Annotated in this window: 17 protein-coding genes; 8 read left to right on the top strand and 9 right to left on the bottom strand. The window is 65.9% G+C overall.

What is annotated here, in order from left to right:
* The 4 genes from AB0O76_RS35905 to eccE form a co-directional block, all read right to left on the bottom strand.
* A complete protein-coding gene (locus AB0O76_RS35905) occupies nt 1-1,926 on the bottom strand; it encodes an ABC transporter substrate-binding protein (protein WP_365500408.1) in 1,926 nt (641 codons plus the stop codon).
* 562 nt (nt 1,927-2,488) lie between these two features.
* The gene (locus tag AB0O76_RS35900; RefSeq protein WP_365500405.1) at nt 2,489-5,899 is read right to left on the bottom strand and encodes an SCO5717 family growth-regulating ATPase; all 3,411 of its coding nucleotides are present in this window, start codon (nt 5,897-5,899) and stop codon (nt 2,489-2,491) included.
* Between the two features lie 307 nt (nt 5,900-6,206).
* Nucleotides 6,207-6,971 carry a hypothetical protein gene (locus AB0O76_RS35895; protein ID WP_365500402.1) on the bottom strand — a complete coding sequence of 255 codons (765 nt, stop codon included), beginning with the start codon at nt 6,969-6,971 and terminating at the stop codon, nt 6,207-6,209.
* Nucleotides 6,971-8,293, bottom strand: coding sequence for a type VII secretion protein EccE (eccE, locus tag AB0O76_RS35890; RefSeq protein WP_365500399.1), 1,323 nt, complete (start codon nt 8,291-8,293; stop codon nt 6,971-6,973). The genes AB0O76_RS35895 and eccE overlap by 1 nt, the downstream gene beginning before the upstream one ends.
* A gap of 186 nt (nt 8,294-8,479) precedes the next feature.
* On the opposite strand from eccE, the gene eccB reads away from it, so the two are divergent.
* Nucleotides 8,480-10,012 carry a type VII secretion protein EccB gene (gene eccB, locus AB0O76_RS35885; RefSeq protein ID WP_365500396.1) on the top strand — a complete coding sequence of 511 codons (1,533 nt, stop codon included), beginning with the start codon at nt 8,480-8,482 and terminating at the stop codon, nt 10,010-10,012.
* Nucleotides 10,013-10,029: 17 nt separating this feature from the next.
* The gene (gene mycP / locus AB0O76_RS35880) at nt 10,030-11,292 is read left to right on the top strand and encodes a type VII secretion-associated serine protease mycosin (protein WP_365500393.1); all 1,263 of its coding nucleotides are present in this window, start codon (nt 10,030-10,032) and stop codon (nt 11,290-11,292) included.
* 37 nt (nt 11,293-11,329) lie between these two features.
* On the opposite strand, the gene AB0O76_RS35875 is transcribed toward mycP, so the two are convergent.
* The 3 genes from AB0O76_RS35875 to AB0O76_RS35865 all read right to left on the bottom strand — a co-directional run bounded on the left by AB0O76_RS35875 (nt 11,330) and on the right by AB0O76_RS35865 (nt 14,607).
* Nucleotides 11,330-11,920, bottom strand: coding sequence for a hypothetical protein (locus AB0O76_RS35875; protein WP_365500390.1), 591 nt, complete (start codon nt 11,918-11,920; stop codon nt 11,330-11,332).
* Nucleotides 11,921-11,989: 69 nt separating this feature from the next.
* Entirely contained in the window at nt 11,990-14,149 is a 2,160-nt protein-coding gene (locus tag AB0O76_RS35870) for a hypothetical protein (RefSeq protein ID WP_365500387.1), read from the bottom strand.
* The gene (locus AB0O76_RS35865; RefSeq protein ID WP_365500384.1) at nt 14,146-14,607 is read right to left on the bottom strand and encodes a hypothetical protein; all 462 of its coding nucleotides are present in this window, start codon (nt 14,605-14,607) and stop codon (nt 14,146-14,148) included. Before AB0O76_RS35865 ends, AB0O76_RS35870 begins: the two co-directional genes overlap by 4 nt.
* A gap of 334 nt (nt 14,608-14,941) precedes the next feature.
* Here AB0O76_RS35865 and AB0O76_RS35860 point away from each other — a divergent pair, with 334 nt between their 5' ends.
* From AB0O76_RS35860 to AB0O76_RS35840, 5 genes are all read left to right on the top strand, one after another.
* Nucleotides 14,942-15,415, top strand: a complete 474-nt coding sequence (locus AB0O76_RS35860; protein WP_365500381.1) for a hypothetical protein — start codon at nt 14,942-14,944, stop codon at nt 15,413-15,415.
* Nucleotides 15,416-16,860: 1,445 nt separating this feature from the next.
* The gene (locus tag AB0O76_RS35855) at nt 16,861-16,995 is read left to right on the top strand and encodes a hypothetical protein (protein ID WP_365500378.1); all 135 of its coding nucleotides are present in this window, start codon (nt 16,861-16,863) and stop codon (nt 16,993-16,995) included.
* 2 nt (nt 16,996-16,997) lie between these two features.
* Entirely contained in the window at nt 16,998-18,287 is a 1,290-nt protein-coding gene (locus AB0O76_RS35850) for a S8 family serine peptidase (RefSeq protein ID WP_365500375.1), read from the top strand.
* A gap of 57 nt (nt 18,288-18,344) precedes the next feature.
* Nucleotides 18,345-18,683: a WXG100 family type VII secretion target gene (locus AB0O76_RS35845; RefSeq protein ID WP_365500372.1), complete on the top strand. Its 339-nt coding sequence runs from the start codon at nt 18,345-18,347 to the stop codon at nt 18,681-18,683.
* Between the two features lie 56 nt (nt 18,684-18,739).
* Nucleotides 18,740-19,042 (top strand): WXG100 family type VII secretion target, encoded by a 303-nt coding sequence (locus tag AB0O76_RS35840; protein ID WP_365500369.1) that lies wholly within the window; start codon nt 18,740-18,742, stop codon nt 19,040-19,042.
* Between the two features lie 97 nt (nt 19,043-19,139).
* Here AB0O76_RS35840 and AB0O76_RS35835 read toward each other — a convergent pair whose 3' ends face one another.
* Together AB0O76_RS35835 and AB0O76_RS35830 are read right to left on the bottom strand one after the other, a co-directional pair.
* Complete coding sequence (locus AB0O76_RS35835; RefSeq protein ID WP_365500366.1) at nt 19,140-19,328, bottom strand: DUF397 domain-containing protein; 189 nt, start codon at nt 19,326-19,328, stop codon at nt 19,140-19,142.
* A gap of 12 nt (nt 19,329-19,340) precedes the next feature.
* Complete coding sequence (locus AB0O76_RS35830; RefSeq protein ID WP_365500363.1) at nt 19,341-20,192, bottom strand: helix-turn-helix transcriptional regulator; 852 nt, start codon at nt 20,190-20,192, stop codon at nt 19,341-19,343.
* Nucleotides 20,193-20,355: 163 nt separating this feature from the next.
* Between AB0O76_RS35830 and AB0O76_RS35825 the strand changes: the two genes are divergently transcribed.
* Nucleotides 20,356-20,841 (top strand): ATP-binding protein, encoded by a 486-nt coding sequence (locus AB0O76_RS35825; protein WP_365500360.1) that lies wholly within the window; start codon nt 20,356-20,358, stop codon nt 20,839-20,841.
* Nucleotides 20,842-20,852: the final 11 nt, after the last annotated feature.

The following is a 20,852-nucleotide window of genomic DNA, read 5'->3' as shown; positions in this document are numbered from 1 at the left end:
TTACTCGCGGTCCTCTGCGGTCGAACGGCGGCGCAGGGCGAACAGGACTCCACCGCCGACGAGCACCACCGCGGCGGCGGCGATACCGATGATGACACCGGTCGAGCTTCCATCCTTGGAGGAACTCTTCCCATCCGCGGGGACGGCGGACCACCAGCTCCAATATCCGTCCTGGCCGTAGATGTTGCCCGCGGCCGTCGGCATGGTGGTGATGGACTTGATCTGGTCCGTGCGGTAGGCCTCGACGGCGTTCGGGTACGCGAGAACGTTCATGTACCCGGAGTCGTAGAGCCAGGACTGCATTTCCTTGACGGTCTCGGCGCGCTTGGCCGGGTCGTAATCGGCCAGCTGCTTCGCGTAGAGGTCGTCGTACTTCTTGTTGCAGATGAAGTTGTCGGTGGCGGCGCTCTCCTTGGCCTTCTCCGGCAGCGCTGCACAGGTGTGGATGCCGAGCACGAAGTCCGGGTCGGGGTTGACGGACCAGCCGTCGAAGGCGAGGTCGTACTCACCCGCGTACCAGGGCACGGAGACATCGTCGAGGCAGTTGACCTTGAGCCCGATGCCGAGATCCCCCCACCACTCCTTCAGATACTTGCCCACGGCCTTGTCGTTCGGGTCCGTGGCATGGCACAGGATGCGGAGGTCGAGCGGCTTGCCGTCCTTGCCGACGCGCTTGCCGTCGCCGTTCTTCTTGTAGCCCGCGTCGTCGAGGAGCTGCGCCGCCTTCTTCGGGTCGTACGCCAGTTCCTGGTCGGCCGATGGCTTCCAGGCGTAGTCGGAGAAACGCGGCGGAATGTAGCCCGCGCCCTCGACGGCCTGCCCCTGGAACACCTTGTCGACGATCGCCTTGCGGTCGACGGAGAGGAACAGCGCCTGACGGACCCTCTGGTCGAGGAGAGCCGGATGGCCGTCACCGAACTTCTTGCCGTCCAGGGTCTTGGCACCCGGATTGGTGGCGATGGCGAAGAAGCGACGTCCGGGCCCCTCGTTGACCTTGACGTTGTCTTCCTTCCTCAGGGAGGCGGCCTGCGCGGGAGTGAGCGCGGGCTGTCCGGCGACGAACGACACCTCGCCCTTCCTGAGGGCGGAGACGGCCGCGTCCTGGTCCTTGTACGTCTTGAAGACCAGCTCGTCGAACTTGGGCGCGCCGCGCCAGAAGTCCTTGTTGGCCTTGAGCTTCACGTACTGGTCGACCTTGTAGTCCGTCAGGATGAACGGGCCGTTGCCGACGACGGGGAAGTCCTTGTCGTTGTTGAACTTCGAGATGTCGTCGACCTTCTCCCAGATGTGCTTGGGAACGATCGGCACATCGAGCGCGGCCATCGTGGCCTGTGGCTCCTTCAACTCGATGACCAGCTTGGTGGGGCTGGGCGCGGTCACCTTCTTGAAGTTGGTGACGAAGTTGGAGTTCGAGGTGGCGGTGCCCTCCTTGGACATCACCTTGTTGAACGTCCAGGCGGCGTCCTCGGCGGTCGCCTTCTTGCCGTCCGACCACTTGGAGTCGTCCCGGATGGTGTACGTCCAGGTCAGCTTGTCGGCGGAGGGCTTCCAGTCGGTGGCGAAGCCGTCGATCGCCTTGTTGGTCTTCGCGTCGTAGTTCGTCAGGTACTCGTACGTGAGGCGGTGGATGCTGGTGCTGAGCAGCCGCTGGGCGAGGAAGGGGCTGAGCGAGTCGACGCTCTGCGCCACGGCGACGGTCAGGGTCTTCTTGCCGTCCGCCTTGGCCTCGGCCTGGTCCGGGGCCGGGTTGAGGGGGGTCGCAAGCCCTGCGGTGAGGGTGAAGGCGGCGGCTGCGGATGCCAGCAGGACGCGGGTCCTGCGGGGGCTGCGGGTGCCGCGGGTGCCGCGGGTGCGGCTCGTGCTCCGTGGTGGCGCCTTCGCCGGGGTGTGGGACCGTACTCTGCCGTGCTGATCTTGTGTGTCCATGGGTCGGTGACCTCGCGTCATCGCTCGCACAGGGATGGCTAGTTGAGAGTCGATCAAGGAACGTCAGCTGGTTGATGTGTGTGTCTACCAGCGCCAGTCTGCGTCAGTCAACGGCAGGTGAACCCCATGTGGCCTGCGGAAATAACGAGTTGACCCGGATTTCATCCGCATTGGTCAAGACCTGTGAAGCGTGGCTGGTCGGGGGGTGATGGTGGGGGGAGGGGCAGGTGGGAACGCCCTCCCCGACTCGCCCTCCCAGGAGAGCCGCCTCACTACGGACCGCCCCTGCCCACTCGGCGAGCTGCCCTGCTGTCGGCTGCCTCCGCTTTGCTCGGCCGCCCAGGCCAATCGCCCCGCTATCGACCGCCCCGCCTCCCCCGCCTCCCCCGCCCGCCCCGGCGAGCTGCCCTGATGCCGACTGCCGCCCTGCTGTGGGCAGGCGTTCCGCAGGGCGGAACGGGTGGGCACAGCCCTGCTGCCGGGTGAGCGATTTACGAGGCGGCTGGGAAACGGGGAGGGCCCGCACCGAGGAGCGGTGCGGGCCCAGTTGGGTCAAGTGAGGCTACTGCTGCGGCGCGTCCGGCGCCTGGGGCTGGCCCGGCTGGAAGGGGGCCCCGGGCTGGTACGGCTGACCGGGCTGCACCGGCTGCTGCGCCTGTGCGGGGGGCAGTTGCCCCGGCTGCGGCTGGCCGGGCTGCGGTTGCGGCTGAGCCTGGTACGGCTGCCCCGGCCCCTGCGGCGGAGCCGCGTTCTGCCACCCCTGCGGGGCGCCCGGCTGCGGGTACGGCTGCTGCTGTGCCGGCGGCTGAGGCTGTACCGGCTGCTGTTGCTGAGGCTGCTGAGGAGCGTACGGCTGCTGCGGCTGAGGAGCTTGCCCCCCATAACCCTGCTGCCCCGGCACGGGGTAGCCCCCCTGCCCCTGCCCCTGCCCCGGCATCGGCGGAGCCACAGTCGGCGGCGGATTCCCGTCCGAAGTCCACAGCCCCTGCTGCTGCTGAGCCCGCACGAAGTCCTCGGCCACCATCGCCGAGAGGTTGAAGTACGCCTCCCGCACCTTCGGCCGCATCATGTCGAGATCGACCTCCGCACCGGCGGCGAGGTGCTCGTCGAACGGAATGACGACAACGCCCCGGCACCGCGTCTCGAAGTGCGACACGATGTCATCGACCTTGATCATCTTTCCGGTCTCGCGCACTCCGGAGATGACGGTGAGGGACCGCGACACCAGATCGGCGTACCCATGGGCCGACAGCCAGTCCAGCGTCGTGGACGCGCTGCTGGCCCCGTCCACGGACGGAGTCGAGATGATGATGAGCTGGTCGGCGAGGTCGAGAACACCCCGCATGGCGCTGTAGAGCAGCCCGGTGCCCGAGTCGGTCAGGATGATCGGGTACTGCTTCCCCAGTACGTCGATGGCGCGCCGGTAGTCCTCGTCGTTGAAGGTGGTGGACACGGCCGGGTCGACGTCATTGGCGATGATCTCGAGCCCGGACGCGGCCTGCGAGGTGAACCGCCGGATGTCCATGTACGAGTTGAGGTACGGGATCGCCTGGACGAGGTCACGGATGGTGGCCCCGGTCTCGCGCCGGACGCGGCGCCCGAGCGTACCGGCGTCGGGGTTGGCGTCGATGGCAAGGATCTTGTCCTGCCGCTCGGTGGCGAGCGTCGAACCGAGGGCAGTGGTGGTCGTGGTCTTACCCACGCCACCCTTCAGGCTGATGACGGCAATGCGGTAGCAGGACAGCACCGGAGTCCGGATGAGCTCCAACTTCCGCTGCCGCTCGGCCTCTTCCTTCTTGCCGCCGAGCTTGAACCGCGAACCGCCGGACGCGGGCCGGCTGCTCTTCGCCTTCGGCTTGGTGTTGCGCAGCAGCCGGTCGGAGGAGAGCTCGACGGCGGCCGTGTACCCGAGGGGCGCGCCGGGGTTGGTGCGCTCCCGCTGATCGTGCTGCACGGCCTGCGGCCAGGCGGCACCGGTACGGGGGTCGATGGGCGGCTGCGGCTGACCGGGCTGCGGGGCCTGCGGCTGCTGCGGCTGAGGCTGCTGCTGGGCCGGAAGTGGCTGCTGTGCCTGCGGTTGTACGGGGGCCGGGGGCTGGGCCGTCGCCTGCGGTACGGCCAGGTTGGGGGTGGGGTTCGGGTTGGCCGGGGCGGCGGGCTGCGGCTGTGCGCCGGCGGGCGGTAGCGGCTGCTGGGCCTGCGGCGCGGGGGGCTGCGGGAACCCGTAACTACCCTGCGGGGCAGGGGAGTTGGGGTTCGCGGTGGGAGCGGGGGCACCCTGCTGCGGGAACCCGTAGCCGCTCGGCGGAACGGGAGCGCCCTGCTGCGGGAACCCGTAACTGCTCTGCTGAGCAGGGGCGACGGGCGTGGGAGCCGGGGCAGGCGCCGGAGCCTGGGCCGCTGCCTGCGGGAAGCCGTACCCGGCAGGCGGCACGGGCGCATCGGTGGCAGGCGCGGGCGCAGGAGCAGGCGCCGGCGAAACCGGACCCGGACCCGGAGCAGGAGCAGGCGCCGGAACTGGCGCACCGGCCTGCGGGAACCCGTACCCGCTCGGAGGCACGGGAGCATCGGCGGCAGGCGCGGGCGCGCCCGACGCGGGAGCCACGGGCCCGGTGGGCGCGGGCCAAGCGTGCGGCGCGGGCTGCGGAGCCTGCGGCTGCACCGGCTCGGGAGCCGGCGCGGCCTGCTGCGGAACCTGCGGCTGCACCTGCTCGGGAGCGGGAGCGGGCGCCGGTTCCGCAGGCGACTCGGCCTGCACGGGAACCGGCCACTGGGGCGCGGAGGTAGGCGCGGCAGGCTGGAAGGCGGGCGGCAGCGGCGGAAGCCCACCGTGCGGCGCGGGCGGGGGAGTCCAGGAGGGCGGCACCGAGTCCTGCACCTCGTCGACAGGCGCGGCGGGCACGGCGTCTTGAGGAGCGGAGCCCTGAGGCGCGGAGTCCTCCGGAACGGCGTCTACAGGGACGACATCCTTCGGGGCGGAGTCCTCCGGAACGGCGTCCTGCGGAACGGCGTCGTTGATCTCGGCGGAGCCATCGGACCCGTCAGCGTCATCGAGGCCCCCGACACCTACCAGGGCGTCGGATTCGCCACCGTCGCTTGCCCCGTCAACATCAAGGTCGGGGGAGGAGGGCACAGAGTCAGACACAGCGTCCTCATCGCCGCCACGGTCACCGAGATCCGCAACGGGCTCGACGACAGAAGAGGACTGTCCCTCGGACGACTCTCCCTCGGAGGTCTCCTCCGCAGGAGCCCCCTCCTGGCCGTCAAGGCCTCCACCATCGGACGCCTCGGCAGCCACCTCAACGTCCTCGGAGGTCACGTCAGCGGACGCAGGAGCCTCATCCGCCTCCGCCTCCGTCTCCGCGGCGGCCCGCTCCTCGATCTCCCGCTTCAGGGCGACAGCGGAGAACCGCATGGTGGCGCCACTCTCAAGATCGCCACTACCAAGGTCCTCGGCAACGGGCTCATCCTTGACCTCGGCCACAGGTTCCGGCTCAGTCTCAGCTTCAGGCTTAGGAACGACCCCAGTCACATGCACGGAAGAGGCCACACCGGCAACGGCGCCACTCCAGTCGGCGGCACCCCCCGAGGGCGAAACACCATCAGAAGAAGGTGCAGCGGGCTGCGGCTGGAACCCGCTCCCCACAGGCAGCTTCGGCACAGCAACAGGCGGCCCGACAGGCGGAACCGGAGCGGAAGAGGCCGGAGGCTCAGAAGCGGTCGGCGGCTCAGGGGCGGCGGGAGGAGCAACTGGAGCAGCAACCGGAGGAACAACCGGAGCAGGCGCGGCATCAGCCGCAGGCGCCGCCGACGGAGTCTCCCCCGCGCTGCCGGACGCATTCTGCGTGTACCAGGCGGGCGGGGCGTAGTCGATGGTGAACTCGCCCGTCGTCTCGGCAGCGGACTCCGCGTCGGACTGATCATCGACGGGTGAGTCCCAGCCCCCGCGGATCTCGTCCCGATCGCTGTTCACAATGCCTCCTGGTGTGGTCGAGCACCCTCGTGCCGTGGTGGGGGGCGACCGTTCCTGTCGTCCGATCCGCCTTGGCTCTCCCCGTGAGAGACGCGAACGACCCGCTCGCGGGTTCTTGAGTCGCGCCCTGTCCCAGCCTAATCACCATAAGCACCAGCACGGCAGGGCAGCCCACCTCACGAATGCTGTCCTTTCCGTCACGCTCCCCACGGGAGTGATCCCCGTATCCAAAACGGTGACGGACAAATCAGCCAACAAGCATCAAATAGCCGCTAATTCGCCTGGTCAACCGACACCGACCCCTCGCTCAATCCATCCTCCGCGCCGTACCCAACAATCCGGTCTCGGCATCTGTGGCCTGCGTCATCACGTACTGCCGGTCACGATCGGCACACCACAACGTCAATCCATCGGCAAGCGTCGGCAATGCCTCGACATCGCCGCGCGGCAGCCCCACGAACCGTCCGATCTGAGCCGCCTCATCCGGTGAAACCCGCTGCACTCCGACAAGCCGGGCCTGTCGTATCAGCCGAGGCGCGACCGGACTCAGGTAGGGCAGCAGCGTCAGGACCGATTGCCAGGGCCCGGAGACCACCCGCCCCCGGGGCGGCCGCATCCCGCAATCCCGCACTACAAGGACCGGGCTCCCCGCCGATGCACCTTGCGGGGGCACCCGCCCCACGTCATGCACCGACATTCCGCTCGGTCCGACGCCGAGGGCTTCCACGAGCTGGGCCCAAGCCGCCGCCCGTCCGGTCTCAACGGCTACCCGGGCCCCCGTCGCGGCCGCCCGCAACGCGATGACCTGCGCCGTCCACAGCCCTCCGATCAGCAGCACGTCGTACGGCGTAGGCCGGTTGACGCCGAGAACGGAGGGTTGACCCTGTGCGTCCACGCCGATCACGACGCCGTCGTCACCGATGGGCAACGCCAGTGCGTCCACTTGCTCGGCGGAGAGCGCGTGGCGACGGTGGTGTGGTCCGAGCAGCCCGAACCCACTGCGCAGTGCCGTGCGAAACGCATCGCCGGGAGCGGACGGAACGGCCGGCGTGGTCGGATTCGTGACGGTCATCAGCGGGTCCCCCCGAGCGGCAGAGTGGCAAGCATCCCGGGCAGCTGCTCGCGATCGAGACGGACGAGTCCGGTACCGACCTGCCGGGCCCCCTGCTCCAACGCCCGCCGAGCGGTTTCGAGTTCGGCATCACTGCGCCCGGTCACCCGCACATGCCCGCACAGCGACACTTCCTGTCGCTCGCCGTGGCGCAGGGTGAGGCTGAACGTCGTGGCCAGCGTCGGGACGGCGGTGAGCAGCGCGACGAGCTGCGGCAGCGACGGACTGCCCGCGTTCCCCAACTGCGGCCAGCGCCGGATCCAGTAGGTGGTGTGACGGCGGTTGTCGCAGCGCCACGCGCGTGCGGACTCCTCTGTCCTGCGCTCCGGCAGCTCGGTCCGCCCGGCCTCCGCTGTGACCAGCGGATTGGCGCCGGCCGAAGTGGCGATGGCGGCAGCCAACTGCTCCTCGGTCAACGCTGTAGCCCGGAAACCGGCCCCCGTGAGCCGACTTGCCAGCTGGTCCATGGCCCGCACCACGCACTTCTGAGCCCCCACGAACCCGCCTCCACGCGCCGCCACAGCCTCGGGGCAGAGCTCAGGATCCAGTTTCAGGGCAACCCATGTAATCCGTACGGCGGGTGCTCCGGTCTGGGCTTGAAGGGGCGCATAGTTGCTGACGGCTACGGACTGCTGAGGGAGATGCAACGCGGGCGCCGGCTGGGTGTGCTGCACTATCTGCGCCGACTCGAGCCGGATCCCGTCCACCTCCAGGACGTCCCATACGAGCCCCACCGGAAGTGGCTGCCTCCCGCGCTCGGCCCGCAACGCGGTGGCGTCCGACTCGACTTGGAGCACGGCGGTCACGAACGTCCCGTCTCCCACCATCCCGACCTGCCGCCGGTCCCGGTCTCCGTAGGCGTACGTGCGCAAGGCCGGGTCGCACTCGACGGCCGGGGCGAACGCAGGCTCCGTACCCGGCGGTATTGGAGCATTCGCCGCCCGGCGCTTGCGTGCCCGCAACGCCCGTGCCGTGCCCAGCCATTCGTGCCATGCGCGGCCACGACGACGTACGACAGCGAGCAGCACCAGCACAGCGGCGACGACAGCGGCTGGCACGAGGGCCAGCGGATCCACCACCCATGCGGCCAGCAAGAGGGCTGCGGCGACCTCGATCAATACAAGTCGTTGCAAGCGAAACGATCCGAACTGCGCAGAACGCGCCCGGAGATGGAAGGTGACAGTCCCTGGGCGCGGCGACGCGCCGACCCCAACGGGCGCTGCCTGCCCCTGAGTCCCGGACCCTGACGGTCCCCGAGCTCCGGTCCGCGCTGCGGAAGCCATCAGTCCAACCCCCCGTAAGTCTCCCGAATCGCCCTGGTGGTCACGGAACATGCACCCCAGGAGTGCCCGGGAACCTTACCCACCTCACACGCGTGATTACTCAACAGGCATAGTAGGGGCCGGGTCTGACAACGGAGGGTGGGGGTGGCGTGCCCCCGGCGCTGCACGGGGGAGAAGCAGACACTCATGGCATCACGGCGGGACGAACTCAACGCCTACACCTTCGCGAAGCGCCGCACACTCGCGTCCTTCATCCAACCGTCGCCTTCGGGTTCGGAGGAAGGCGCACCACGCCCGCTGCGTGGCGTAGTCCCCGGCCTCATCGTCGGAGTGATCGTCCTGGCCGTCTTCGGCGCGTGGGGCATGTTCAAACCGGCGGCCAAGCCCGGCTGGGACAAGCCGAAGGAGCACGTGATCATCGCGAGCAAGTCCACGACCCGGTACGTCGTCCTGGAGACGAACGGCAAGACTCAGCTCCACCCGGTACTCAACATGGCCTCGGCGAAGCTCCTCCTCGATGCCGACAAGGGCGACGTCATCAACGTCGACGAGTCCGTACTCGACGAGGGCAAGATCCCGCACGGCGCCACCATCGGCATTCCGTACGCTCCCGACCGCCTGCCCTCCGAGTCCGAGGCCGGTGCTGTCAAGCGCTGGGCGGTGTGCGAGCGCCCGGGCGAGGGCGGCAGGGCCATCCAGAAGGCCGCGTTCATCCTGGCGGAGCGTGACCAGAACAAGACCGAGGGCAGCGAACGGCTGCGCGGCGGCGAGCTGTTGTACGTAGTCGGCCCTGACAAGACCCGCTACGTCGTCGATGCGCGGGGAACCGCGTACCGAATCGCGGAGAAGAACCAGCTCAACGTCCTGCTGCGCACCATCGTGGGCCTCGGCCGCGAACCGCAGCGGGTCTCCAAGGAGTGGCTCGAAACGCTGCACTACGGAGACCCGATCACCTTCCCGAAGGTGGAGGGAGTCCCCGGAGCCGACGCCAACGTGGCGAGCCTCCAGGACCGGCAGGCGAACCGGGTCGGCATGGTCCTCCAGGCATCGGACGGGGCCGGGAAGCAGCACTACGTAGTCGAGCCCGGGCGGATTGCCCCGGTCTCCGACTTCACCGCGAAACTAATCCTCGCCAACCCCGACCTGGTCAAGGTGGGCCAGGACGGCCGAGCCCGCAACCTGAGCACGGGCGCCTTCACCCCTGACCCCAGGGAGTTCGACGCGCAGCGCAAGTGGCCGACCGAGAGGCCATCGCACGCCAACGAAGCCTCTGGAGACGCAAGGAGCCGCGACACCATCTGCAACGTCCTGCGCAAGGTGGACGGCGACAACGGCCACACCACACTCAGCACATGGGCGGGAACGGACTTCCCCGCCACACTGCCCACCGGCTCGTCCAGCGCGTACGTCACGGCCGGATCGGGCCTGCTCTACCGGCAGTTCACCGGGTCGCAGACCAAGACGGGCGGCATCTTCTTGGCCACGGACACAGGCCTGCGCTACGCGATGCAGTCCAACAGCGACAGCGCGACGGACGACGCGGGCATCGGCACGTCGGCCAAGCAGCGCAAGCAGCAACAGCAGGAGGCGCAACAGGCCCAGACCCGCCTGGGCTACGCGGACACGGACGTGACTTCGGTGCCGGCCCCTTGGTCGAAGTTCCTGCCGACAGGCCCGCGCCTCTCGACTTCGGCGGCACGCCAGCCGCAGGGCTCCTAGACGGCGGGGGGCTGACAATGACGTATACACAGCGCTGGTCCCACGCCACAGCGGCCACGGCGGCGACGCTGACGGTGATCGCGACAACAACGCTGCTCGCCGCCGCACCCACCGCGACCGCGGCCGCCGGAGACCAGTGCACGTTCGGGGACAAGAAGTACGAGGGCCGCCCCTGGTCCCTGCAGCGCGTCCTCCTGGACGAGTTGTGGCGCCAGTCCACAGGGAAGGGCGTACGGGTGGCGGTGATCGACACAGGCGTGGACGTCAAGAACCCACAACTCAAGAGCGCGGTGGACGTGTCGCGAGGCCGCAACCTCCTCCCCAAGAACCTCAAGGACGAAAACGGCGACAAGATCAAGCGTGGCAAGGAGAACGGCACGACGGACACCGTCGGCCACGGCACGCGCGTGGCGGGCATCATCGCGGCCCGCCCGGCCAAGGGCACCGGCTTCGTGGGCCTGGCCCCCGACGCGACGCTGATCCCGATCCAGCAGAACGACGCGGAGGGCCACGGCACCGCGGAGACTCTCGCGGCAGCGATCAACTACGCGGTCGAGGCCGAGGCGGACGTCATCAACATCTCCCAGGACACGGCCAATGCGGTAAAGCCGACCCCGATCCTGAAGGAGGCAGTGGACAGGGCACTCAGGCGCCAAAAGGTGATCGTGGCGTCCGCCGGCAACGACGGCGTGGGCGGCAATGTCAAACCGACCTATCCCGCTTCGTACGACGGCGTCCTTGCGGTAGCAGCATCGGACCGCAACAACGAACGCGCCCCGTTCTCCCAGTCAGGCAAGTGGGTGGGCGTGGCAGCCCCTGGCGTAGACATGATCTCCACAGTGCCCCTGGGCGGTCACTGCTCGGACAACGGCACAAGCTTCTCGGCCCCGTACGTCGCGGGGGTGGCGGCCCTGATCAAGTCCAAGCACCGCGGCTGGACGTCCCGCCAGATCACCGCCCAGATCAAACAAACAGCAGAACGCTCGGTAGCGGGCCACGATCGCCTGGTCGGCTGGGGAGTGGTGGACCCGGTCCGCGCCCTGACAGAGGACGACCACCCGATCGAGACCCCTCACGCCCGCGAGGGCGTCACCCGCGCGAAGGCCCCAACTCCCGCGGAGCTCCACCTCGGTGAGACGGCGGATGAGCGGACGGCTCGGATCGCTACGTATGTGGCTGTGGGGGCGGGGGTTGTGGTGGCGGTGCTGGGTGGGGCGGGGGTGGCTGTGCGGGATGGGCGTGCGCGGGGCCGCGGTCGTGGCCGTGGGGAAGGCGGCTGAAGGAACCCTGTGGTTCCTCATTCAGTGCCACCATCGCTCAACGCGAGGCGTCAACTCGTGGTGGCGTATCCGGAAAGCTGATTGCCTCTTGGCATTTCGCCGCCTTGTGGGAATGCTCTGCAGCTTGGAGTGCGAATTCGGTCAGCTGTTGACGTAGCTCGGTACCGCTAATCCGGGCTTCCCCCACGATCTTTGCATCTACGTTCAGTGCGTATGTCTCCAGAGCACTGCTGGCCTTGCGTCCTGGCGGCGTGCAACGCATGTAGATGACCGTCTCGCGAGGCCAAGACACGGTTGCCGGCTCCCCGGAGAGGTCGACCTCTTTTCCCTTGAGGCTCGCGCGGTAAAAATCCTTCCACTTCGCTAGTTTCACATCTGCCGATCTGACGTTAACGGAGAGGGACGATTCTCCGCTGATCATGATTGCACAGTGGAAAAGGAAGTCACCCTCGCGCAAGAGGGTCTGCCGAGAGCTCTCCTCGACATTACGTGCTGCTGGTAGCACGTTGGATGCCGTGGACCGCTGGACGCCCTGCTTGCAGGGGCGGTTAGGCAGTTCTTCGATTCCACTCAGGAAGATTTCTTTGTAGCCGATAAATCCTCCGCCAAGGATTGCGACTGCCGTCAACGCTATGATGATTCTGCTGCTATGTGCTTTCACAGTTACCCCTTCACCTGGTCCCTTCACCTCGCGCCTCTAGGTGCTAGGGCGTGCTGTGACATCTTCCAAGCGGGTATCGCTTAGATCCCATCCAGTTGACACTGCTGTTCCTACCAGCGAACTCACTTCGTCCTTTTTGAGGTGGGATTCATGTTCCTCTAGGGAGTAGTCGGTGGCCGAGAGAACCGATCGGCTCGTATCTTCTTTTGCGACATTGAGCTCCTTTCCGGCTTGGTACATGATCTGGTCCTCATTGTCAATTTCTCGACTGTCGATGATTCGATCAATCCCGACGGCGGCCGCTCCCGCGAGAAATGCCCCGCCTGCACCGATGGCTGCTTCCCGCGCGATCCCTCCAGCGCCTTCCAGAGTCACTGCGCCAACCGCGATCCCGGTCTGCACGAAAGTCTTAGCGAACTCTCCTTGGCGTTTCAGTGCATCGTTGGTCTGCTTATCGCCTTCTAGACCGACCTCAATATCGTCGTCGCCTCGAGAACGATTCAAGATCCCGTCAATCAGGCCGGCGTTCTCTGCGACTCGCGTGATTGCCGTTTCCGGCTCTCCGGTGTAGCTGCCCAGACCGGCGATATGAGCCTCGATAGTGCTGTTTGTGTAGATCCCGCGTCCGTATACCGCTGCGGCAGTGGCGTCGTCGTCCTTCCCTAGCGCGTAGAGGAAACGGGTAGTGTCTGTTTGATCTAGGTCGTCTGGTGCTTGGCTATGAGTAGGGAAGATTTGATCGTGCCCAGGGCCCGCGATGGTGCGGTTGATCTCGGGCATATAGGCGGCGGCGACATGGCCAAAGCTCTCGCCAATTCCCTTTTTGACGAGATCATAATCATGTTCTGGATCTGCAACAACATGCATCATATTCTTTACGATCTCGACCTGGTTTGCGCTATGGGGGATTGGTGAGCGTGGTGCAGAATCCCCATAAGGAATGCCTGTGACTGCCGCTTCAAGGGCATGTCCGACGTGTTTACCGCGATCTGTGTTCTGAGTGCTCTCAATAAGGTGATTGAGGTCTGATTTCTTATCGAATACATCTTCTGCGGCGTCGGGATTGCGTGACAGGGCGTCCATGAAGCCGTTCATGGGATCACTGCCGTTGCCCTTCCCGAACACAAGGTCAATGTTTGGACTATCCCCCCAGATCTCTCTGGTTCCCATTGCCCCTGAAGCGTGAGATCTATCGCGTTCGAGAAGGTCCTTTCCGTAATCGTAAAGAAAACCCTTCTCGTAATTTCCGTGTCTCATCAGACTGCTCATTACTTGGAATCCCTGCACGCCGACAGGTGCCCCAGATGCGTTGCTCCTAAAGTTCGTGTTTCCTTCTCTGACTACGTCCCGTTCCCATTTTTGCATGTCCAACGAGTCGGATTGGGTCGCCGTAGCTAGCGTCGTGCTGAAGTTCTTCTGCAATTCTTTGAGTTGATCCATGTCATCGCGATTCCCCTGGTGCGTCGCGGTGATGTCAGTCCAAAACTGCAGTGTCTGCTTTCCGCCCAGATCCGTTGCGAAGCGCTCGGCGAAGAGGTCGTCATTGCGATACTTCTTTAGGTCGCGGTTGAAAGCGGCGAGTTCCTTGTCCGACATGTCTTCTGGATGCTTGGCGGCCTTCGCCCATTTTTTGGCGTCCTCAACCGCAGTGGCAGCAGAGTCACGGTCCCCATACTTGGCGTCGGAGAACCCGTACTTAGCCTGGTCGGCGATTGCGCGGAGAACTTCAGCGGCTGTCCTATCGCTTTCAGACGCTTGGTTCAGGATGCGTTGAAGCTCGTCCCGGAGCGGCTCGACCGCATTCTTGCTCTCGGGAGGCTCGGGGTGCACGCTCACAAAGACCTTGAATCCGCCGCCGCTCACGCCGTAGACCGAGATGCCCTTTTTGAGGCCGCGGTCGATGGCTTGATTGAGTTCGTCCCTATACTTGATGAGTTCGCCGTGAGTGTCATGGAGAATGTCATGAATTGTGGTGGCCTGGGTGACAGCATCGCTGAACTCGCCCGCTGTTTTGGCGATGAAGTCTCGGGAGACAGTGGCGTTGACACCGGCCCAATTGGCGCGGTTGGCCCCTTGCTTCAAGCCGATCCTAGCGACCTTTTCCATCTCGGTGAGGTTCTTGATGACTGAGGACCAATCCGTGATGGCCTCTGCCAGCGCTGCGAAGTTTGCATGGCGCAGCTCTTCGAGGTTCATGGACGCTCTCTCTCATCGAAGGCCTTATCAAGCGTTGAGATGCTACTCATAGCGCGATAAATGGTGTCCTCGTCGCTCTGGTGCGTCTTCTTCGTGAAGCGCATGTGGTTCGAGATGTGCGCGCACGCGTCTAGGAGCGACTTCAACTGCTCCTCCCAGCGGTTCGAGACGTGCTGGAGCGCACCACCGAGAGCGAACCCTTGAGACTTCAGCTCGCTGGCGGCCGTGTCGCTGGTGGGTACGGCAATGCGTGCTTCTCGCCAAAGTCGGTCGTACAGATCGTGAGCTTTGCTGCCAACTGCGGCCAGATCCTTCTGCGAGACCTTGAGGACTCCTGCCTCGCCGGTCACGCCCAGGCCCCGGCCGCCGTCACCCGGATCGGCCTTGTTCAGCTGCATCTGCGTGGAACGCCGTTCAGCGGCCTCGGTCTTGAGTTGTTCCCACTCGTCCCACGCCATGGGCGCATCCTTCCCCCGTGAGCTCGGCCACCTCCGACGGATGACACCGTTCCGGCTCAACCTAACAACGCCCTTGCTCGCACGCGGTGTTGCGCACTTGACCCTCGAATCTGTTGGCCTGTTGTGGCGTGCCTCCGTACCGGTTTACGGCTTGTCACCCATTTTGATACCCATTGAACTTCGAACCTCTGGCTGATTTGCAACTGCCCTAATGCAAAGTTCAGTTGGATGTGACGCTGAGTGTGGCTAAAGTGACGCGGGCGCGATAAGTGACCACCGAGCCGCCGCGATCGTGAACGATCAGGGCAGGCCGGTAACGGGGAGGGAAGGCATCGTGCTTGCTGCAGACGGGCGCGGAGGTACGGCGCCGTCATCGGACGCCGACCTGAAGCGCGGGCTGGAGGCGCTGAAGACCTTTCGTCGACGCGTCAACACTCTGCTCACGGAGTTCGAGGGTTCGGCGGGTGGTTCGAGTGAGGTCGGGGGCTACAAGCTCACCCGGGGTTCCTTCAGTGGTGGGGGGAGCGCGTTTCCCGCGGCCGATGGCTTGTACTCACAGTACGACCAGGTTCACGAGCGACTGACCTCGCTCTCCAAGATGCTGGGCAACCAGATCGACGCCATGGGCATCGCGGTGCATGGCGCGGACGTCGGCTTCGACAACCTTGACGAGGACCTGAGGCAGCGCTTCTGGGCGATCCAGACCGACGTCCGTCGCGAGCAGCTGCCGGATGGGCGTGAGCGGACCGGCGAGCCTGACGCGCGAGGTGGCCACGGTAGTGACAAGTCTGATGCGGGGTGGTCGTAGTGGGCTTCGAGGGACACCGCCTCAACGACTTGATCGACCTGGTCGAACAAGCGAATCCCGCCGATCTGGAGAGCGCGGGGGAGGCGCTCAAGAAGGCGCGTGACGCGATTGCCGCGGCAGCCAAGGAACTCGGCGAGCACATCGATCGAGTCGACTGGGAAGGGGCGGCGGGGGAGGCGTTCCGCAAGTGGGGCAAGAACCTCGTCAAGGACACGCATCAGCTCTCCGACTTCGCTGACACCGCCAGTGTTCACATTGCCTCCGCCGGCGCGGGGCTGGCTTCTGTCCGTAGCTCCATGCCACCTCGGGATCAGCGTGCCGATCCGAAGATGGTTGAGGACATCCCCACTCCCAAGAGGGTCGAAGGCAATGCGGAGTACGACGCCGCGGCCAAGGCGGAGAACCATCGACAAGAGGCGATCAACCAGATGAACCGGTTGTCGTCGTTCTACCAGGTGTCACAGCACTCGATGGCTGGGCAGGAGCCGCCTGCGTTTTCGGCTATGCCGGACGTGGGGGTACCGAAGGGGAAGGAGAGTCTCGGCCGCGGCGGGGAGGGGGGTACGGCATCTTCCGCCATGGCGGCCGGTGGTGCTCAGGGCACGCCTGACCGCTCTACCGACACAGCGACGGGAGGTGATCCACGTCCGGTCGAATCCTCGTCGCCCCGTGTCGGCGGACCCGGCCCGATCGCCTCGCCGGACTCGATCGTTTCGCCGGATCGGCCTATCGGCACGGAGATTGACAGCGTCGGCACTCTGCCGCCGCAGACCGTAAGCCCGGCTCCAGCTTCGTCACCTCCGACGCCAGGCCCAACGGGCGGTGCTGGAGAGTCTGTTCCTCCCGTCGGAATTGGCCCCCGTAGCCCTGCGCCTATTGGCCCTGTTGCCCGCACGCCAGTTCCTGGAGCAGGTCCGAAGAGCTCGCTACCAGCCCATGGCCGAACAAGCACGACAGGCCCAGCGCGACCAACAGCAGGTCCTAGTCCTTCGAACCCGATCGGGCGCACAGGTCCGATGGGCCAAGGGAGAATCGTCAGTGGTCCGACGGCTACCGGACAGCCGCCAGCAGGACGTGCTGTCACTGGGGGCACACCACGTCCTGCTGTGCCGGGCCCGCGTCCTGGCCTCCCAGGTACTGGTGCGGAGCGCGCCAACGGCGTCGTCGGTGGGCGGCCTGCGTCTGGCCCCGCGCAGGGGGCGTCGGGTTCCAGGCTGCCGCGCGGCCCGGTCATCGGTTCGGAGGGCTCCGGTAGTTCAAGGCCAACTAATGGAGCCGGAGCCCAACGCGGAGTTGTTGGCGCCGCGCCTCAAGGCCCAGCTGGAAGCGGTCAGAGCTCTCGCAGGTTCAGCAGTAGTTCCGATGGCGTGATCGGTACTCCCAAAGGACGCACGTCTACTACCGTCGGCCGTAGGAACGGATTCACGGCCGGCGGTTCTGGGCTGGTGCGTGGTCCCGCAGGCACCCCACGCCCGGATGACGACGAGGGCGAAGGCGTGCGGCGGCGCGACTATCTGGTCGAGGACGAGGAAACACATCTGCCAGGCAACCGGCGGCACGTGCCGCCGGTGATCGACTGATCGTGAGCAATGACGTGCAGGGCATGAGGTCTGAAGCCAGTCGACGCGGCAGGCGGGTTACATCGTTTCAGGGCGGTGCAGGGCGACGCATCACCGCCGTGGGCTCGGCAGTGGGTGTGCTGGCGCTGGTGTCCCTAGGGCTTTCTCCGAGTGCGACGGCGGACGACACCCAGTCGAAGCTGTGGCACTTGGAGGCCATGGGCGCTGATGATCTTTGGGATGTCAGCACCGGTGAGGGCATCAAGGTCGCAGTTGTCGACACCGGCGTCTCGGAGACGCCTTCGCTCAAAGGCCGCGTCCTTCCGGGCAAGGACGTGGCAGGTATGCCTGGTGGGTCGACAGACGACTACGACGGGCATGGAACCACGATGGCGGAACTCATCGTGGGATCCGGACGAGGCGGGGGGATCAAGGGCTTGGCTCCCGGGGCCGAGGTCGTTTCCTTCCGTACCGGTCTGGGTGGCAAGTTCGTGAAGAAGGGAAGCCGGAGCGCCGAAGCAATTCGGGCCGCCGCCGACAGTGATGCCCGGATCATTAGTATGTCCTTCGGGTCTGACTTCATCTACCCAGATGAAGAGGCAGCGGTTAAGTATGCGGCATCTAAAGGGAAGTTGATGTTCGCCGCCGTGGGCAACGATGGTGAAACGAAGAACTTCATCGGGTATCCCGCCGCTTTTCCGTCTGTCACCGGGGTCTCCGCCGCTGACAAGTCTGGCAAGGTCGCTAAGTATTCGGAGTTTGGGGAGTACGTGGATCTGGCGGCCCCAGGTCGGAACCTCCCTCATTGGTGCGACGAGACATTCCGCTCGTACTGCAACGGCGAAGGCGGCACCAGCGCTGCCACAGCCATCGCCTCCGCCTCCGCAGCCCTGATCTGGTCCAAGCACCCCAACTGGACGGCAAATCAGGTCCTCCGTGTCCTCATCGACACCGCAGGTCGCGACTGGCCCAAGGATGAGCCCAGCGACTACCTGGGCTACGGGCTGATCCGCCCCGCCCGCAATGTCGTGAAGGGCGAGGGGAAGCCCGGCCCAGCGGATGTTGACCCCATCACTAACAAGAAGACGGCAGTCGCTGGTTCCGGCGACGACGGCACTGCTCCTTCCACCTCGGCGCCCGCCGCATCTCCACAGCCCTCGAAGGAGGACAGTTCCGGCGACAAGTCCGCCGCAGCTGCGAAGAGCTCGGATGACGAAAGTAGCCAGTCATGGCTGGTGCTAGGCAGCCTTGCCGCAGTCGCGGTGATCGCTGGCGGTGCCTTCGCGGCGATGCGTGCAAGGCGCAGAGCCTGACCGCGACGCAGCATCACCCGACCCATACCAACAAAGGTTCAAGAAGGGAGCCCAGCCGTGGCTGACGGCCAGAAGTTGAACAATGAGCAAGTCGATCTTCTGAAGAAGGAGATCGTGGGCAAGTACGACTCGGTCCAGAAGCAGGTCAAGCGCCTCCAGGGCACTCTCGACATGATGGAGGCCAACTGGCGGGGCATTGGAGCGCATGCGTTCGACAAGAAGCAGACTGAGATCAACGAGCGCATGGTGGCGATCGGGAACATCCTGGTGGATTTCCTGGAAGGTATCAGCGGTAACGAGAAGCTCACGGACGGGCTTGAGGATCAGGTCCGGTCGACGATGGACAGTATCGACGTGCAGCACGGCGGCAAGCACTCGGCCATCAACAGCTACTGAAGCGTTGCGCTCCTCGGGGAACGCGTTCCCTACAACTACTGAGAGACGGGGCAGGCATGGCAAAGGTTCACCTGGACGAACTCGCGGTCAAATACGGCGGCCTTGACGCCATCACGACCGAACTCAGCATCCAGGCCAAGCAGTTGGAAGCCGATCTCGCGGACATCAAGCGGGCAGTCGCCAAGGTGGCCGAGGGCTGGGAGGGAGAGGCTCACACGGCGTACACCATCAAGCAGAAGGAGTGGGACGACAACGTCGACGCCATCCACCGGGCTCTCGTCGACATTGCCCAGAAGGTCGGCCAGGCCGGCGGTGATTACCGGGGCGGCGACCTGAAGGGCGCCAGCTACTTCCAGTGAGGGCTGGCGGTATCACGCAACGGGGCGGGGTAGGCGCGCGCGGGAGGCGCCTACCCCGCCCCGTGCGTGGTGGCATGGCGCTGGCTGCCCAGACCTTCTAGGTCATCCGGCCCTTCGCTAGTGCGCCAGTGAACTGCACCCACGCCGCAAGCCCCACCGTGGCCATCGCTAGTTCGGGGTCCTTCGAATCGCGTACGGCGATCAGGTTCCCGAACTCGGCTATCTCGACGCAGGCGTTGCCTGACGCCTCTGAGTGGGAGGACTTGACCCACTTCAACTCAGGCATGGGGATCCCCTCTTACAACTCTCCGGCGATCTCGAGGATGAGGTCCCTCGACTTGTTCGGATTCAACGCCACCTGTTCGACCAAGTCCAGTCGACGGCGGAAGTTGGCCAGTTGGGTCGGTGAGTCGAAGAAGACCGCGCCGATGGGAGAGTCCACCTCGACCGTGTCCAGGTGCGGGCTGTTCGCGCTGACGTACATCATCGTGTCCCCTGCCATGGGGAAGCCTTCAGCGGCGAACGGGATGACGAGGAGTCGTACGTTGGCCCGCTCGCTCTCGTCGAGGAGGCGGGCCAGCTGGGCCTTGGCGGTTGTGCGGCCTCCTGTCCGCAGCCGCAGCGCCGCTTCATGAACCAAGGCGACATAGGGCACCCCTGGTGCACCAGTGATGATGCTGTGCCGAGCCATTCGGTGGGCGACTCTCAACTCCAGCTCCAGGCGTGGCAGGGCCGGCACGAAAAGGTCGAAGAGGGCCCGTGCATGATCTTCCGTCTGGAAGACACCGGGGATGTGCGCGGTCTGCAGTGTGCGGAGGCCGGTGGAGTGGTGTTCGAGCTCGGCCACGTCCAGGAAGTCGGGCGGAATCTTTCCTCGATACTCGTCCCACCAGCCCTTGGGGCGGCCCCCGGTCATTTCAGCCAGGGCGTCGATCAGTTCGGGGTCGGCGCACTCGTAGATGGTCGCCAGACGGCGAAGCCGCTCCTCGCTGATCCCGAATCGGCCTGACTCGATGTTGGAGATCATCGTGCGATCCGCGCCGAGTCGCTCAGCGGCTATCGGCGCCGACATCCCGATGGCGTCGCGCATGCGGCGGAGTTCGGCACCGAAACGGCGCTGGCGGATGGTGGGTGTGGGACGCGGTGCCATGGCTCAACTCCTCGCTCGCGCGCACAGTTTGCCGATCGAGACGGTGAGGCGTCCACCGGAATCGGGGAGATTACTCGTTTTAGTGAAGCGGGTAGCACGCGTTTTAGTAGCTCCGCTAGCGTGTGATGCAGGCCACTCGCTGACTTCCCTCCCGAGGTGAACCATGGACGCACCGGCCCCACCCACACCCGCCCCTTTCGACGCGACGCCCACCCGAGTCGGCTGGGACACCTCCGTACTAGATCCACTCCGCCCGGTCGCCGAAGCCCGGCACCGCACCCGGGTCTGGGTCCAACAGAAGTGGAGGCTCCCCGAGTTGGCCGATGCCGTCGAGCTGGCGGTCGGGGAGTTGTGCGCCAATGCCGTACGCCATGGGGGAGGGCTCGCAGGTCTTGAGCTGATCCTCGGCGGGTCCCGGCAGTTCGTGCCGCCCATGCTGCGCGTGCTGGTCGTCGACCATCGTCCTGACCGTACGCCTGAGTTGGCGGCCGACGGCGACCCGCTCAGCGAGCACGGGCGCGGTCTGCGCCTGGTCGCCGCGTTGTCACGCCGGTGGGGCTGGCATCGCACGGGTTTCGACGAGAAGCAGGTGTGGTGCACGTTCGCCATCGCGCCGCAGGGGGGCCGGAAGGTGGGTCGCGGCGGCTGAGCGGCGTCTCG

The sequence above is a fragment of the Streptomyces sp. NPDC086554 genome, assembly GCF_040686095.1.
In the GTDB taxonomy this organism is placed as follows: Bacteria; Actinomycetota; Actinomycetes; order Streptomycetales; family Streptomycetaceae; genus Streptomyces.
Note: the sequence above shows the minus strand (reverse complement) of the source record. Positions and strands in the feature narration are given on the sequence as shown.